Source organism: Enterococcus sp. C63, from assembly GCF_040887215.1.
Classification (GTDB): Bacteria; Bacillota; Bacilli; order Lactobacillales; family Enterococcaceae; genus Enterococcus_B; species Enterococcus_B hirae.
Genome location: NZ_JBFOFI010000002.1, coordinates 164585 through 181587 on the forward strand (window position 1 = coordinate 164585; position 17003 = coordinate 181587).

Sequence of the window (17003 nt, forward strand, 5' to 3'; positions counted from 1 at the left end):
CTCCATAAAACGTCTTAACGACGAGTAAATTCAATTAATCATACCATATGTTCAAAAAAAGGTTAAATTGCTTTTCTTTTTTTTAAGAAATGGTTGCAATTCTCTTGTCTAACAACGATTGGTACTAGGCTTGATTGTTTATTTGAAGTTTCGTTTAGTCTAAGAATAGCCCCAGCGGATAACAGTTGATTTTTTAGGAATAACTATAGTGAATTAATAGTTGTTTTTGATCGTCTGAAAAAAGAGTGTACATTGTTCGCTTAAAAAAGAATACTCCAGTTTGTCTAAGGTTTCGATAATAAAGTGGATCATTGTTTCACTTGTGCTTTTTTCTTCTGTACAGTAAATCAGAATGTTCTCAAAATAAATACGATATAATTTAAAGATTGTATCTTCAGTTCCGGTAGTTAATTCCTTTAAATGACTAAGCGCATCTTTTGCTAAAAAGAAATTCCCATAGGAAATAAAATGACCGCAACTATTAAGAAGCAACGTCAAATAAATTTTTTTACCAGCGGGATATTCTTGATAGATCTGAATTTTTTTTAATGAATTTTTATAGAAAATTTGTTGCTGTTCTTCTGAAAAGTAATTCAAGGTGTTGGTATAAATTTTGATTTCTTGTAGTGTCCATGTTTCGATGGATTTTAAATAATCAACAAGGAACTCCAAGGTCTCATTGTCTATTTGATGGTCGCTCAATTGATCATGGCCAATTTTAGTTAAAGCGTTTAGAAGCTGAATTTTTTTATCTTTTGAAGCGGTTGTCGTTTGATAGATCTCAAAGAGCTTTTCTAAGTCCTTTGTATTAGAAGCCAATTCATATTGTTTCCATAAATTTTGTGAAGAAGAGTGATAATAGTCATATAAAAAGATAAATTCTTCCACATCTACCAGCAATCGCTCCAACACTTGAGCTAAAAGTCGGAAAGACAAGTCATGGTTTCCTTTTTCAAATTCAATGCAATAAGATTTTGTTACGATTCCTGAATAGATTTCCTTTTGAGAAAAACCTTTATCTAATCGGATTTTTCGTACTAACTGACCATACTCCATAGTATCTCTCCATCAAAATTATTTTATGTGTTTATGTAATGAAGTAATAGTAGCAAAAAAATTGTCAAAATTCTAAGAAAGATACTTTTGGAAAAGTGACCAGAAAAGCGACTGAAAGAAAGAGAATTTAGTAGAGTTAGACGAGGGGTGTTATCCGCACGTTTCTTATAACAAATAAGTACGAATGAAGGTCAAGTGGAGTTCAAAAAAACTAATTATTCGCATATTTATTGTATTTATGGTCAGATTATTTTTAGATACAAAGTACCAAAAGTCTTAAATATAGGACTATAAAAGAATTTTCATTCGTAGATGATTATACTATGGAAAATTAAAGGAAAACATTCATGATAAATCATTGGAAATCTGTCAATGATGAAGGCTTGTTTGAGGAGATGGGGCAGTATAAAAGACACGTAAACAATACTCATGTGAAGGGTCGTCAGCGACTAATCAATGAACAAATGATAATTATTTAACGGAAGAGGAACAAGAAATATGACAAAAAGAATTACAGAACCAAATAATCAAGTCCTTAGAATAATGATTGCTTTTGGAGTGTTAGGGGTAGGGTTCTATGGGTTGACCCAGGTTGACTTTTATTATATTCAGTTTAGTTTTCTTGTTATTAGTGGTTTAGTAAGCTATTTACTGGTATTTGGTTTTGTTGGTGTGAGGCAATTATTTAGTACACCTAAACGATTGATAAAAACATTCTTGCTGATTTTAGTTGGTTCACAAATTTATGGTATGTTGGCTTCGATGATAATGGGAATACTGGCACAGTTGTTAGATATTCAGACGAAAGCAAATAGTGCGCAAGATAATCCTTGGTGGTTTTTTGTATTTATTTTACCAATTGCTTTACTGGGAGAAGAACTATTTTCGATCACTATATTTGATACTTTACGTAAAAAAATGGGGATCAATACTAAGGTGGCATCATTGCTCACAGCAATTATTTTTGGACTGATTCATTTTGAAACTTATCTAGGAAGTTCAGCGTTGTTCACGATTGTGCAAGTCATCTTAGTTCAAGGAGGAATTAGACTTTGGTTTAACCAAGCCTATTTAAAAACAAAGTCATTGAATACTAGTTGGGCAGTGCATTATGCTTTTGATTTAATTGCTTTTGTTTTAGGAAGTTTATTATCCTCTTAGACAAATAAGAACAAAGCTTTCAGTACAAATAAATAACCCGAAGTGGCCGAAAATAGCTTTTCTATTTTCTGACTACTTTGGGTTATTTTTATTAGAGCGACACAGGATGCATTTTTGTATACTAAACACAGATTCAGCCTTTCAAGGTTTGTCGATTGTCTGAAATTTTACCCAATGATAATTTTTTCAGTAGGGTATTCGTAGCCTAAATCTCGTGTTTCTTTTGGAACAAATAACATCAAAGTATACAACATACCGATACGACCGATAAACATTAAAGCTGCGATCGTGATTTTCCCAATTACTGACAAGTTCCCAGTAATTCCCAGGGATAAGCCAGTGGTTCCGAAGGCTGAAGTTACTTCAACGATAATTGCAATTAAAGGCTGATTTTCTGTAGCTGATAAAAAGACGATACAGAAAAAACACATACCAAGAGATAACATAAATACAACGACTGACTTACGCACATCATCATTATCGATTCGACGACCAAAAATATTGATGTTGTCTTCGCTTTTAAGGAAAGAGTAGAGATAAAGACCAATAATTGCTACGGTCGTTGTACGAATCCCACCACCTACCGAACTGGGGCTACATCCAATGAACATCAATAAAGAAAAAACGATCAATGTAGTGATTTGGAAATTACCCAAATCATGGATTTGTAAGCCAGCATTACGAGTAGTCATAGAGTAAAACATAGAATTGATCCACTTGACACTTAAACTAGAATCTTGAAAAAGATGGTCTTTTTCAAGTAAAAAGATTAACAGCGTCCCACCAACAAATAAGATGATAAAGGCTAAAACCGCTAATTTTGTAAATAAGGAAAAGCGAAACGGTAATTTTGCTTTTGAGCGTTTATACAAAATCCATTCACGAAATTCCATCAAAACAGGAAATCCTATCCCACCAATAAAAATCAAAAACATGATAACAAATAGGAACAGATAGTCATGTGCAAACGGCTCGATTGAGTTTCCTGTGACATCGAAACCCGAATTGGTCACAGCAGAAATCGATTGGTAAAATCCATAGAAAAGAGCATCCCGCCAATGATCAAAGTAGCCTCGATAATAGAAATAAATGGAAAAGAAAGCGCCAAAAAGGACTTGGAACCACAACAAAATTACAAAGGTGATACGAATCAAACGAACAATACCAGATAATCGTGGCTGATTCATATCCGTCATGATCAGTTGTCGCTGTCGTAACGTGATTCTTCGTTTAGAAAAGATAATAAAAGCAGTAGAGATCATCATAATCCCTAATCCACCTACTTGGAATAGTATTTCAAGTAAGATTACCCCGTTATCATTAAAAGCCGAATTAATATCAAATGTGGACAATCCCGTTACACTGATTGTACTGATCGCCATGAAAAGCATATCGATAAAAGGTACATGACTATCTGGTTCACGAAAAAAAGGAATGTAAAACAATCCTAAAGAGACAATGGTCATAATAAGATAGTAAAAAACAATGACTTGGATTGAAGAAAAGTGACTAGAAGCGTAACGTTCGCTTCGACGTCTTAATTTCCGCATGAAAAGGGTTAATTTCAAGAAACTATCCTCCTTTTTAAAAGTTGTTTCTTTCAGTATACCGAGGTTATAAATAATACTCAAAGAAATCTTAAACAAAATGTACGTTTTCTTTTGATTTGCTATCAAATAGCATATAATTATGGAAGAATTGAAGAATAGCGAGGTCTCCCAATGATTGATGCAAAGGTAATTGTTGAAAAAATGAAAAACCAGAAAATAAATTATGATCGAGTACTACAAAAAATGATCCAACAATGGCAACAAGAAGAAACTCGACCAAAAATATTAATCCATACTTGTTGTGCTCCTTGTAGCACACATACGTTAGAATTTATGTGCCAATTTGCAGAGGTTACTTTATTTTTTTCAAATTCTAATATCCACCCTAAAAATGAATATTTAAGAAGACTCCATGAACAAAAGCGATTTGTTGATCAGTTTAACGAGCAAACCAATCATCATGTTCAGCTGATCGTTGATGATTACCGCCCCAGCGAGTTTAATAAAATGGTCATTACGCAAGGCCTTACGGAAGAAAAAGAAGGTGGCGCAAGATGTAGTGCCTGTTTTAATATGCGTTTAGACCTGGTAGCACAAAAAGCCCAAGAACTTGGTTATGATTATTTTGGGAGTGCATTAACGATCTCACCCAAGAAAAATGCTGCTCTGATCAACCAAATCGGGATGGATATCCAAAAAATTTATGGAACTCATTACTTACCAAGTGATTTTAAGAAAAATAAAGGATATGAGCGATCGATCCAGATGTGTAAAGAGTATGACATTTTTCGTCAGTGTTACTGTGGCTGTGTCTTTGCAGCTAAACAGCAAGGTTGTGATTTAAAGAAAATAAATCAAGAAGCAAAGGATTATTTAGCAAGTTCAAAAATTTCAATTAATTAGCTCTATTATAAAATTTTCAAGAAAACGTAAGAAAAAAATAAGAAATTTATGTTAAGTATAATTAAGTGTCAAAATAAAAGCGATTGATTCGATTGAAAACGAATATTCAGTTTGGTGGAAAAATGAATTTTAGACCAAGCATAAAAAATAATAGTGATGAAAAATAAAACATAAAGGAAGAGATATGATGCGAAAAGTAGCACCTATTTTGAAACCAATAGCAGTCTTAACTATTTCAACAATCGTTGCTACTGCGACCGGTGTTGTCAACAGTTCAAGTTATCGTACCCCTAGTTCAAGTTCGGTGGAAGAAACAACACCAACATCAACACCAGAGACCACATCTAATGAAACGTCGACAACACTGGATCAGACGAATGATTCATCGAGCACATGGGAAGAAAATACGAGTTCAACCAATGAAAATACGTATTCTACAGAGCAACCAAGTAGTTCGAAAGAAAAGTCTGACAAGCAAGGAAGCAGTTCATCCGAAACCAGTGATACGAATGCGATCAATGGAGGAAATCATACAGAACCAAGCTCAAGTTCGTCAACAGTACCAAGTAATACGACACCAAGTACTGAAGGACAAGATAGTGGAGAGGCTACCGTGAAAAATGTAACGCCAACCCAAAATACAGATGGGAAGCAAGTGTATAATCAGCAAGCAGGTGATTCACAATGACAATTTTATTAGATATTATCAATAGCGTGCATAAGTTTTTAGGTTATTTAGATATTAGTCCTAAATATTTAAATCGAGGCTATACGATTTTAAGTGTGATCCCAACGATGTATCTTTTACGGATTATTTATGGACTTTGGCAAAACCAAAATTACTTACAATTTTTCTTGTATGGAATCGGCTTTTTAGTGTTAGTGTATTTTATCATTTTGAATGTATTTTATTACTTTCTGGATAAGAATACCAAAGCGGATGTGACACAATTGTTTGTCAAATATTTACCGGAAGAAGCATTCAATATTCAAACAGAAGAAGCGATACTGAATAGCGGTGCAATCGACAAAGTGAACACGAAAGAAGTCAGTGTTTCTTATGATGAAGATTATCAATTGCGATTAGCTGAAAACATGCGTTATTTAATCGGGAATGGTGAGATTAAAACAAATGATCTAGGAAGAATGGATGGCTATCTTGTGGATCGTAACACACTTTATCCTTATTATTACGTTAAAAAAGTAGCAGAAAAAGAATATCAGTTGAGTATTGGGCGCAGCTACTCGGATTTAGCCCCTGTTGGAACGATTCTTATGGATTCGGCGGATGAAAAGCTCGAACCAGTTGGGTTGTTTATTGTAGGTGGTGACTTCGTCAAAGAAGGCTTAAGGTATCATGAGCCTTATCGTTTAAAACTTATCGTGAAAAAAGAACAACCAGAAAATGAAGCAATGGTTTACAGTAGAAGTCAACGAAGAAAGCATTCACGAAGTTAATGGATCACGTTGATCAAGACAGATTGGAAAATTGTGGATGAAAAATGACAGAATCTCCCTTTGAATAATAAAAGAAAAAAATAGAGTTATACGTGATGTATTCTTATTCTTTCCTTTACTTTCTAAAAAAGGTAAAATAAAAAAGAACAATAAAAAAATCAATTGAATAATACGAAGAGAAAACAAAAGTAAAGCGGGAGGTATGTTGTGAAAGAATTTTTTAAAAATTGGGGTATTTTGATCGTAGTACTAGCAGCTATTTTATTAGCTCGGGTCTATGTATTTACGCCAGTTACCGTTAATGGACATTCAATGGATCCGACGTTGAGTGATGGTCAACGATTGATCTCGTCGAAAATCTCAAAGTATGAACGCTTTGATATTATCACGACGAAAGAACCTGGAGATGAAGAACGAATGATCGTTAAACGAATCATTGGCATGCCGGGCGATACCGTGAAAATGGAAAATGATCAATTGACGATTAATGGTAAAAAATATAATGAGTCTTATTTAAATGAGTTTAAAAAAGATTTTGCGAAAGATAAATTGCAGAATGAATATTCTTACAGTGAAGCTTTCCAAGCACAGGCTGAAAATTCGCAGCATTTCACAAGTGATTTTGAATATGTCGTGCCCAAAGGAAAATATTTAGTTTTAGGAGATAATCGTTTGATCTCTAAAGATAGCCGAATATTTGGTTTGGTGGATGCAGACATGATTCAAGGAAAAGTAGTTTTCCGTTACTGGCCTTTAAACGAAATCAAAATCTTTTAAGTCTCTTTCTGAGCAGGTATCAGAAAGAGCATGAGCAAAAATGTAGGCAACAGTGGTCATGACCAAGTTGTCTAGCCCAGAAAATAAGCCACAGAATCCGAAATAGTTTTTCCTATTTTAAGGATTCTGTGGCTTATTTTTTATTTTTTTCCGCTAGCAAAAAACAAAGAAGCATCTTGGTTCATGAATAAATTTTTACCAGAGTGAAAAGTGTAGATATTCGTGGAATGAAACCCAATTTGTTCAAGTAGAGCCATAAGTGCTTCATGGTCAAATCCATTATGGACTTTTGGATGGTTGATCGCATCATTGTAATCAAAATCAATGATCAAAAGTTGACCGTTTGGCGTAAGCATGTGGTAGAGTTTTTCTAAGATCAAACGTGTGTCAGGAATATGCAGTAGGACTAATGACATCAAAATAAGATCTACTTTTTGATCGATTTTTTGATCGATGGATTCGGTTGTGGCATCGAACGTTACCGAAGAGACGTTTGTTAATCCGCTAGTCTTAATTTTGTCTTCAGCAATTGTTAGCATCGCATCAGAGGAATCAACTAGAAGAAGTTGCTTGAATCGGTCAGCTAAAGCTAACGAAACCAAACCGGTACCTCCGCCATAATCCATAAAAGTCAGTTCTTTGGTGGAAGAAGGTAGTTGAGAAATTAGTTCGTCTTGAATAATTTTTGCTAGTGCTTTTCTTTCGGGAGTATCATAATGGTTTGCGATTTGATTGAAGATTTCTGACATAAGGTCACTCCTGACTTCATAAGTTAGATGAATTTTATTAAGTATAGCAAAAAAATCTGTTTTCCCAAACCACTAGTTGATTTTGAAGAATTGAAAGACACGCAGCTATTGTTTTAAATGTATGAGTGTTTTAATCTAAAGTAACGTTTTTACCAGATGAAAAATTCTCACTGTAAAAAATAATGAAAATCAAGTATAATACCATAGGAACAAACTGGAAGGTGAGCAAGTAAATGGCACAACTATTTTTTAAGTATGGCGCAATGAATAGCGGCAAGACAATTGAGATCTTAAAAGTCGCACATAATTATGAAGAACAGAATAAACCAGTTGTCTTGATGACAAGTGGGATCGATACCAGAGATGGTGTTGGTGTTGTCTCTAGTCGTATTGGGTTAAAAAGAGAAGCCACGCCGATTTTTGAAGAAACAGATGTCTTTGATGTTATTTTTCAAATGGAGGATAAGCCATATTGTATATTGATCGACGAGGCGCAATTTTTAAAGAAAAAACACGTAATTGCGTTTACGAAAATTGTTGATGAATTAAACATTCCGGTGATGGCATTTGGTTTGAAGAATGATTTTAGAAATGAGTTATTTGAAGGATCAAAATATCTATTGCTTTATGCAGACAAAATCGAAGAGATGAAAACGATCTGCTGGTTCTGCCATAAGAAAGCAATCATGAATTTACATTATATCGATGGTCAACCAGTTTACGAGGGGGATCAGGTACAAATTGGTGGAAATGAAGCCTATTACCCCGTTTGTCGGAAACACTATTTTGAACCATCAATTATGACAGAAGGAGAATAAAGATGTACGATCAATTACAAGCAATTGAAGACCGTTATGAAGAACTGGGCGAGCTACTAAGCGATCCAGAAGTAATTTCAGATACGAAACGTTTTATGCAATTGTCAAAAGAAGAAGCAAACACTCGTGAAACTGTTGATGTCTACCGTCGTTACAAAGATGTCGTACAAGGGATCAAAGATACAGAAGAGCTATTAGGTGAAAAGTTGGATGATGAAATGGCTGAAATGGCCAAAGAAGAATTATCTGATTTGAAAAAAGAAAAAGAAGAATTAGAAGAAAAAATCAAAATCTTATTACTACCAAAGGACCCGAACGATGATAAAAACATCATCATGGAAATCCGCGGGGCAGCAGGTGGAGATGAAGCAGCGTTATTTGCTGGTGACTTATTCAACATGTATCAGAAATATGCAGAATCACAAGGTTGGAAAACGGAAGTGATGGAGGCAAGTATTACTGGTATCGGTGGCTATAAAGAAGTCATCATGATGATCTCTGGAGAAAATGTCTATTCAAAATTAAAATATGAAAGTGGTGCGCATCGTGTACAACGAGTGCCATCTACAGAATCACAAGGACGAATCCACACATCAACAGCAACCGTTGTGGTCATGCCAGAAGCAGAAGAAGTAGAAATCGATATTGAAGATAAAGATATCAGAACAGATATCTATCATGCATCAGGGGCTGGCGGTCAGCACGTCAATAAAACAGCATCGGCAGTTCGTCTAACTCATTTACCTACTGGAATCGTGGTAGCAATGCAAGATGAACGTTCACAGCTGAAAAACCGTGAAAAAGCCATGAAGATTTTACGTGCCCGTGTCTATGATAAAATTCAACAAGAAGCACAAAGTGAATACGATGCAAACCGTAAATCAGCCGTTGGAACGGGTGATCGCTCTGAGCGGATCCGTACGTATAATTTCCCGCAAAACCGTGTGACTGACCATCGTATTGGTTTAACTATCCAAAAATTAGATCAAATCCTTGCTGGAAAAATGGATGAGATCGTGGATGCGTTGATCATGTATGACCAAACATCAAAATTGGAAGAAATGCAAAATGGGTAAGACCACGTATTTAGAAGTCCTATCACGGGCTTCTTCTTTTTTAGAAGATCATGGAAAAGAAGGTCATAGTATTCAATTTCTTTTTCTTGAACGTAAAGGCTGGCAAAAACTTGATTGGTTGTTGCAGATGAATGAGCCCATTTCTAGCGAAGATCAACAGATGATCGAACAAGATCTGGAGCATTTGATGAACAATTATCCGCCTCAATATTTGTTGGGGTATGCTGACTTTTATGGTCACCGCCTAAAAGTGACACAGGACACTTTGATCCCTAGACCGGAAACAGAAGAATTAGTTGAACGATGTTTGCAAGAAACGTCAGAACAAAACTTGAAGGTCATAGATATTGGAACAGGAACAGGGGCAATTGCGATCAGTTTAAAAGCTGCAAGAAAGAACTGGGACGTTTCGGCTGTGGACCTATCTCCAGCAGCTCTTTCAGTAGCGAAAGAGAATGCGCAACAAGCTGGACTGGCGATCCATTTTTATCATGGAGATACACTGGCACCGGTCAGTGATCAAACCTTTGACGTCATTATTTCCAACCCGCCGTATATTCGTTTCGATGAATGGGAATTGATGGATGAAAGTGTTCGGACATTTGAACCTAAAATGGCATTATTTGCCGAAGATGAAGGATTAGCCATCTATAAAAAAATAGCAAAAGAAGCAAAACAATGTTTGAAACCAGAGGGAAAACTATTTTTGGAAATAGGATTTAGCCAAGGGGAGATCGTGAAACAAATCTTTCAAACGGCATTCCCCAATAAACAAGTAAGTATTCATAAAGATTTATTTGGAAATGAACGAATAGTTTCTGTGATGAGCTGATTGTGGATGAAAAATATTTTTTATGTTTTTTTATCATAAAAAAACATTGATTTTACAAAGATGAAAACGAGTTATTGACTTATCAACATACTTATCCACTATTGACAAAATAGTTATCAACACTCTGTTGATAACATGAGGATAAAGTAGAATAAATCAAGCATATTGAAAAATGAGGGTGTGGATAGACTGTGGAAACAAACTATTATCATGAAGAACAATTATCAGAAGCAGCACAAGCATTAAAAAGTGGCGAACTCGTTGCTTTTCCAACTGAAACTGTCTATGGACTAGGCGCTAATGCACTTTTGCCTGAAGCGGTAACCGAAGTGTTTTCGGTCAAAGGTCGTCCACAAGATAATCCTTTGATTGTCCATGTTTCATCGTTTGAGCAAGTAAAACAATTTGTGGATAACTTTCATCCTTTAACGGAAAAAATCGTCAATCATTTCTGGCCAGGTCCCTTAACACTTATTTTTGAGATCAAAAAAGGGTCTTTACCACCTATTGTAACAGGTGGGTTATCCACAGCTGCTTTTCGTATGCCAGATAACAAAAAAACACTTGAAGTCATCCAATTAGCTGGTATACCAATTGTTGGTCCTAGTGCGAATACTTCGGGAAAACCTAGTCCAACGACTGCGGAACATGTCTATCATGATTTAAAAGGAAAAATCAATGGGATCATTGATGATGGTGCAACCCGAATTGGTGTGGAATCAACCGTGATCGATCTCAGTGATCCGGATCGTGAACCCATGATTTTACGTCCAGGAGCGGTGACCAAAGAACAGCTTGAAAAAGTGATCAGTGGAAAGGTAGCCGTTGATCGTCATTTAGTCCAAAGCACTGAAACACCTAAATCACCAGGAATGAAATATAAGCACTATTCGCCTGATACGCAAGTCATGATGGTCCAAGAAAATGATTGGGAAGCCGCTGTAAAATGGGCGAAAGAAGAACATTTGTGTGTTGGAGTAATTGCAGGTCCTAAAATTGCTGAAGCTGTTCGTTTTGATGTAGCAGCAGTCTACATGTATTTTGATGATTCAGTAGAAGCCGCTACGAAAGGATTATTTGCAGGATTACGTGGGTTAGATGAGAAGAACCTTGGACTTGATATGATCTTTGTTGCAGTATTTCCAGAAGAAGGTCTGGGAAATGCTTATATGAATCGCTTAAAAAAATCAGCGGGACAAAAATATTTTGAAAAAAGAACGTAGGTAGCTTGTACCCATACTTTATTATGATACAATGCAATAAAGTAAACTCTACTTGAATAAACTTGAATAAAACTGAGAGATCATGTTCAAAAGAGAAAGAATCAGCAATCATTCGTGAGATATAGCTTTTTACAGCGATCTGAATGACCAGTTAAGGATTTTAGCTGATCGTGCCTAGATTGCTAGTTGATTCATGATTTCTTAGTAAACAAAAAGAAGGAGCTGTTGTGTGTGGTAGACTACAAAACGTTTGACCCAGATTTATGGGCAGCAATCGCAAAAGAAGAAGAAAGACAAGAAAATAATTTGGAACTTATCGCTTCCGAAAATTTTGTCTCTGAAGCAGTGATGGCGGCTCAAGGAAGTATCTTGACAAATAAATATGCAGAAGGTTACCCTGGGCATCGTTATTATGGTGGCTGTGAATTTGTCGATATCGTTGAAAGTTTAGCGATCGATCGTGCAAAAGAATTATTCGGTGCAAAATTTGTCAATGTTCAACCTCATTCTGGTTCACAAGCGAACACGGCAGCATATCTTGCTTTAGTAGAACCTGGTGACACGATTTTAGGGATGGATCTTTCAGCAGGTGGACATTTGACTCATGGTTCTCCTGTGAACTTTAGTGGAAAAACGTACCATTTTGTAGCCTATGGCGTTGATCCAACAACAGAAGTCATTGATTACAATGTTGTGCGGATTTTAGCTAGAAAACATCAACCAAAATTGATCGTTGCCGGAGCAAGTGCCTATGGTAGAATCATTGATTTTGAAAAATTTAGAGAAATCGCTGATGAAGTTGGTGCGAAATTAATGGTTGATATGGCACATATCGCTGGCTTAGTTGCAGCTGGTGTCCATCCAAGTCCAATCCCTTATGCGGACATTACTACGACAACCACTCATAAAACATTACGTGGACCACGTGGTGGTATGATTTTGACCAATAATGAAGAATTAGCGAAAAAAATCAATAGTGCAGTTTTCCCTGGCATCCAAGGTGGACCACTAGAGCATGTCATTGCAGGGAAAGCAGCAGCATTCAAAGAAGCATTGACACCTGAATTTAAAGAATACAGTGAACAGATTATTGCTAATGCCAAAGCGATGGCAAAAGTCTTCAATCAAGCAATCGGTACAAGAGTGGTCTCTGGCGCAACGGATAATCATTTAGTTTTAATCGATGTCCGTGGATTAGAGTTAAACGGGAAAGAAGCCGAAAGTATTTTAGATAGTGTGAATATTACGGTTAACAAAAATTCAATTCCATTTGAAACACTTAGCCCGTTCAAGACTAGCGGTATCCGTATCGGTACTCCAGCAATTACTACAAGAGGCTTCAAAGAAGAAGATGCTGCGAAGGTGGCGGAATTGATCGTCAAAGCTTTACAAGCCAAAGAGAATGAAGCCGAATTAGCTGAAGTCAAAGCTGGTGTGCGTGAATTGACTGAAAAATATCCTTTATATAATAAATAAAAGGAATAATCACTACAAAACGAGTCGCTTAACGCAAGAAGTACCATCAGCAGACATAAAAAAGCAACTGTTCCAAAATTCTTAGTTTGCTGAAATTTACTGTGTATTAAAAATAATCCGAAGAATCCAAAATCGCTTCTCCTGTTTTTGGAATTCTTTGGATTATTTTTTGAAATGGCTTATTGTGTGTGGATACTTTTTCAAGGGAAAGTTATTGGAATCGCTTCTTTTGGGTGTTTTAGTTTTATTTAGGCAAAAGTTTTCTTCTATCGATGCAGCACGAATACATTGGTGAGATCTATTTAAAATAGCCTGAGATATAGGACTGAGATGGATTAGGTATGGAAGTGTTGAGGTTTTGTTTTAATGATTGGATAAACTAAGACGGAGGTACTGGGGGAAGTATGGGGAATGCTTATGTTGACTGAGTTTGAGAGAAAACAAACAAACTGATTTTTTGACTTTTTCATTGGGGATCACTAGTATATGAGGTGTAATTTGGCTTTTTATTATAATCTAGGGAGGAACCATGATGACCGAACGAATCTCATTAGAAAAAGCAGCAATCGAATTTAGTGATGCAAATGCTCCCCACCCAAGAATCTACGAATTACCACCTGAAGAAGGACGAGCGCTATTAGAAAAAGTCCAAGAATCCCCCGTTGATAAACTACCAGTCGACATTGAAGATTTAACGGTTGATACTGGTCAATGGGGGTCCATCAACGTTCGTTTTGTCCGTCCAGAAGGAAATACTGATAAATTACCAGTGATTTTCTATATTCATGGAGCTGGTTGGGTTTTTGGTAGCGCACAAACTCATGACAAGTTGATTCGTGAATTAGCCGTTCGCACGAACTCGGTCGTCGTTTTTCCAGAGTACAGCCGTTCGCCGGAAGCAAAATATCCAACAGCGATCGAACAAAGCTATGCAGTCTTACAAAAGCTAAGTGAACTAGCGGAATCAAAAGGGTTAGATTTATCTGAATTAGCGGTAGCGGGCGATTCAGTTGGAGGTAATATGGCAACTGTAATGACTATTTTAACTAAAGAACGCCAAGGGGTGCCGATCCAAAAACAACTTTTGTTTTATCCGGTGACGGATGCCAATTTCACTACTGATTCTTATCAAGAATTTGCCGAAAACTATTTTTTAACAAAAGAAGGAATGAAATGGTTTTGGGATCAATATACAACTGATGATTCAGAGCGGTCAGAAATCACCGCATCACCATTACGAGCGACTTCTGAAGAGTTGGCAGACTTACCACCAGCTTTGATTTTAACTGGTGAAGCGGATGTTTTAAGAGACGAAGGAGAAGCCTATGCTCGGAAGTTACGTGATGCAGGTGTGGCAGTCACCCAGGTTCGTTTTCAAGGGATGATCCACGATTTTGTGATGGTCAATTCATTGGACCAAACCAATGCTACCAGAGCAGCGATGCTTTTAGCGACTCAGTGGTTACAGCAGGATCGATGATCCTATTTATATAACCAGATATATGTAATATTAATCTGACTAAAAGACAGTAAAAATAACAAAAAAATTCATTGTCCAAAGCTTTTTTGTTATTTTTTACTGCTTTTTTTTATTTTTGATTACTGTTGTTTTATTTATTTTATTTTCTTTTGAAAAGTTGTTGGTTTGACTAGTCAATTGGGTCTTTTTGTTTTACAATTAAAAAGAAACGACAGAACAAAGGAGACCAGAAAAATGGGCAAATTCCAAGTAATCGACCATCCATTGATCCAACATAAACTAACTATTATTCGTGACAAAGACTGTGGAACAAAAGTTTTCCGTGAGGTTGTCGACGAAATTGCTATGTTGATGGCATATGAAGTATCACGTGACATGCCATTAGAAGATATCGTAATCGAAACACCGATTACAGAAACAACTCAAAAAACGTTATCTGGTAAAAAAGTAGCGATCATTCCGATTCTACGAGCAGGTATTGGGATGGTTGACGGTATTTTAGAATTGATCCCAGCTGCGAAAGTCGGACATATCGGGTTATACCGTGACGAAGAAACATTTGAACCTCATGAATATTTCGTAAAATTACCTGAAGATATCGATGCACGACAATTATTTGTTGTTGACCCAATGTTAGCGACAGGTGGCTCAGCGATCATGGCGATCGATGCATTAAAAGAACGTGGCGCTTCAAATATCAAATTTGTTTGTCTAGTAGCTGCTCCAGAGGGTGTAAAAGCTTTACAAGAAGCACATCCAGATATTGACATCTACACAGCTGCATTAGATGAAAAATTGAATGAACATGGCTACATCGTTCCAGGTCTAGGCGATGCAGGGGACCGTTTATTTGGTACGAAATAAAAATAATAAACGCTAAGGCACCAAACCATAGTAGGATTTCTTATTCTATTATGGTTTTTTGTTTGTTATTAATTCTAGTAATTTATCATGGTTTTGATAGAAAGTAGTTTATTCAAAGAATAGCTGCAAGAAGATGAATCAAAGAATATACGGAATTTGAAAAAACGGATGGAGTCTTGCGGAATCTTAAGTGAACAAGAGGAACAGCAAAAGAATAGAGGATGATTTTTGCCATCTCATAAGACTTTATTGATGTGAGAAAAAAACTGTTTTTTTAGTTAGAGAGAGCAATAGGCACGTTTATGATGACATGAATGGAATAAGTGATCCTAGATAGTTGATGAAATTTTTCAAATAAAAAAACCATCCCAAAAAACGCAGAGATGGTCAGTGTTAAATTTTCTTCAATTCTTTGTAATTGATGATGATTACACCTTTGCTTTGCGTCATTAAATTGGCATTTTCATCTGTTTTGTCAATTTCAACCACAGCCGAGTTTTTCAGTTGTTTTGAAATAGTTCCAGTTTGCGGTGTTCCATGAATCATAAATGTCACGTGAGTGTCGATCGTAAATTTTTCCCCAAATTCTGACGGTACGATAGTTGTATCAAATTTTCCAAACGTTGCCATTTTCATAAAACCTGCCTTTCATATCAATTATACCACGTTTTATGAAAAAAATCATGAAATTGAACGAAATTTACACTTGTGCCTTTACAAATTTTTAAAATACGTATATAATTTCATATGGAAACGCCAGCTTAGCTCAGTTGGTAGAGCAACGCACTCGTAACGCGTAGGTCACAGGTTCGATCCCTGCAGCTGGCATCATTTATAAAAGCAACGATCTCAAAGATTTTTTATTTTGAGATCGTTGCTTTTTTTCGTAAGGAATTTGAAAAGTAGAGGAAGGACCATCATTAAAAATAGCGGATACGGTGATGTCGATTCTGGATCTGTTTTACTATTCAATAACTGAGAAGAAGCATCAAGATCTGGTTCTTCAACCAATTTTTTAAACATCAAAATTAGTAGATTCTACTAGTTTTGATGTTTTTTTGTTGAACAAATGACAGCCATCAAGTGCTAAAACTGATGGAATCATAAAACTGTTGAAAAATAAAGGAGTTTGGCACAACTAGAGGTTTCGTTCTCTTTTATAAAAAAACTAAGTGGGATTTCTAATAAATGTAAAATTATGGATAGGAAAAAAGCGGATAGGGAATGATTTTTTTCTTAAATCAAGTCAATTATTTGGCACATTATTCCTTTTTTTGCTATCTAAGTCGCCTTTTTTTTCACTGTAAATATAGATTGCTAATTTTTAAAATGTTATACCGATTTTTTTATTGGTTATTTATTTGTCGTTATTAATGATAGCGAACTAGTTCTGTAGTTGTATTTTTATATTGAAATAAACGATGGTATGTATGATCTTGCTTCATGACCTTCTGATTTAAAAGTTGAAGAAATTTGACGATCAAAAAAAATTCACTTGAAATTAGTTATTTATTTTTCATATTTATATGCAAACATCAGCAAACCTTCATAATACTATTATTTTTTATTTTAAAAGTGAA

Annotated in this window: 16 protein-coding genes and 1 tRNA gene; 13 read left to right on the top strand and 4 right to left on the bottom strand. The window is 35.8% G+C overall.

Annotated elements, in window-relative coordinates:
- Positions 1-213: 213 nt before the first annotated feature.
- Positions 214-1056 carry an Rgg/GadR/MutR family transcriptional regulator gene (locus tag AB3H90_RS03405; RefSeq protein WP_010738404.1) on the bottom strand — a complete coding sequence of 281 codons (843 nt, stop codon included), beginning with the start codon at positions 1054-1056 and terminating at the stop codon, positions 214-216.
- 498 nt (positions 1057-1554) lie between these two features.
- Here AB3H90_RS03405 and AB3H90_RS03410 point away from each other — a divergent pair, with 498 nt between their 5' ends.
- The gene (locus AB3H90_RS03410) at positions 1555-2217 is read left to right on the top strand and encodes a CPBP family glutamic-type intramembrane protease (RefSeq protein WP_368016180.1); all 663 of its coding nucleotides are present in this window, start codon (positions 1555-1557) and stop codon (positions 2215-2217) included.
- 167 nt (positions 2218-2384) lie between these two features.
- Here AB3H90_RS03410 and AB3H90_RS03415 read toward each other — a convergent pair whose 3' ends face one another.
- A complete protein-coding gene (locus AB3H90_RS03415) occupies positions 2385-3785 on the bottom strand; it encodes a TrkH family potassium uptake protein (RefSeq protein ID WP_010720005.1) in 1401 nt (466 codons plus the stop codon).
- A 153-nt stretch (positions 3786-3938) separates the two neighbouring features.
- Here AB3H90_RS03415 and AB3H90_RS03420 point away from each other — a divergent pair, with 153 nt between their 5' ends.
- The 4 genes from AB3H90_RS03420 to lepB all read left to right on the top strand — a co-directional run bounded on the left by AB3H90_RS03420 (position 3939) and on the right by lepB (position 6905).
- Complete coding sequence (locus tag AB3H90_RS03420) at positions 3939-4670, top strand: epoxyqueuosine reductase QueH (RefSeq protein WP_063626591.1); 732 nt, start codon at positions 3939-3941, stop codon at positions 4668-4670.
- A gap of 187 nt (positions 4671-4857) precedes the next feature.
- Entirely contained in the window at positions 4858-5358 is a 501-nt protein-coding gene (locus AB3H90_RS03425; RefSeq protein WP_025480242.1) for a hypothetical protein, read from the top strand.
- A complete protein-coding gene (locus AB3H90_RS03430) occupies positions 5355-6128 on the top strand; it encodes a DUF6681 family protein (protein ID WP_240273501.1) in 774 nt (257 codons plus the stop codon). Before AB3H90_RS03425 ends, AB3H90_RS03430 begins: the two co-directional genes overlap by 4 nt.
- Before the next feature lie 207 nt (positions 6129-6335).
- Positions 6336-6905: a signal peptidase I gene (gene lepB, locus AB3H90_RS03435; protein ID WP_010720001.1), complete on the top strand. Its 570-nt coding sequence runs from the start codon at positions 6336-6338 to the stop codon at positions 6903-6905.
- A 140-nt stretch (positions 6906-7045) separates the two neighbouring features.
- Here lepB and AB3H90_RS03440 read toward each other — a convergent pair whose 3' ends face one another.
- Positions 7046-7654 carry a class I SAM-dependent methyltransferase gene (locus AB3H90_RS03440; RefSeq protein WP_368016181.1) on the bottom strand — a complete coding sequence of 203 codons (609 nt, stop codon included), beginning with the start codon at positions 7652-7654 and terminating at the stop codon, positions 7046-7048.
- A gap of 233 nt (positions 7655-7887) precedes the next feature.
- Here AB3H90_RS03440 and AB3H90_RS03445 point away from each other — a divergent pair, with 233 nt between their 5' ends.
- The 7 genes from AB3H90_RS03445 (at position 7888) to upp (ending at position 15423) form a co-directional block, all read left to right on the top strand.
- Entirely contained in the window at positions 7888-8472 is a 585-nt protein-coding gene (locus AB3H90_RS03445; protein ID WP_010719999.1) for a thymidine kinase, read from the top strand.
- A 2-nt stretch (positions 8473-8474) separates the two neighbouring features.
- Positions 8475-9548: a peptide chain release factor 1 gene (gene prfA, locus AB3H90_RS03450; RefSeq protein ID WP_010719998.1), complete on the top strand. Its 1074-nt coding sequence runs from the start codon at positions 8475-8477 to the stop codon at positions 9546-9548.
- Positions 9541-10380 (top strand): peptide chain release factor N(5)-glutamine methyltransferase, encoded by an 840-nt coding sequence (gene prmC, locus AB3H90_RS03455; protein ID WP_368016182.1) that lies wholly within the window; start codon positions 9541-9543, stop codon positions 10378-10380. The genes prfA and prmC overlap by 8 nt, the downstream gene beginning before the upstream one ends.
- Positions 10381-10571: 191 nt before the next feature.
- Entirely contained in the window at positions 10572-11603 is a 1032-nt protein-coding gene (locus AB3H90_RS03460) for an L-threonylcarbamoyladenylate synthase (RefSeq protein ID WP_368016183.1), read from the top strand.
- A gap of 231 nt (positions 11604-11834) precedes the next feature.
- Complete coding sequence (glyA, locus tag AB3H90_RS03465; RefSeq protein WP_034699610.1) at positions 11835-13079, top strand: serine hydroxymethyltransferase; 1245 nt, start codon at positions 11835-11837, stop codon at positions 13077-13079.
- Between the two features lie 532 nt (positions 13080-13611).
- Positions 13612-14559, top strand: a complete 948-nt coding sequence (locus tag AB3H90_RS03470; protein WP_368016184.1) for an alpha/beta hydrolase — start codon at positions 13612-13614, stop codon at positions 14557-14559.
- 234 nt (positions 14560-14793) lie between these two features.
- Positions 14794-15423, top strand: a complete 630-nt coding sequence (gene upp / locus AB3H90_RS03475; RefSeq protein WP_010719993.1) for a uracil phosphoribosyltransferase — start codon at positions 14794-14796, stop codon at positions 15421-15423.
- Positions 15424-15816: 393 nt separating this feature from the next.
- Here the strand turns inward: upp and AB3H90_RS03480 are convergent, their stop codons facing one another.
- On the bottom strand, positions 15817-16059 hold the full coding sequence (locus tag AB3H90_RS03480) for a hypothetical protein (protein ID WP_010719992.1): 243 nt from the start codon (positions 16057-16059) through the stop codon (positions 15817-15819).
- 119 nt (positions 16060-16178) lie between these two features.
- Between AB3H90_RS03480 and AB3H90_RS03485 the strand changes: the two genes are divergently transcribed.
- Positions 16179-16251 (top strand) — tRNA-Thr (locus AB3H90_RS03485).
- Positions 16252-17003: the final 752 nt, after the last annotated feature.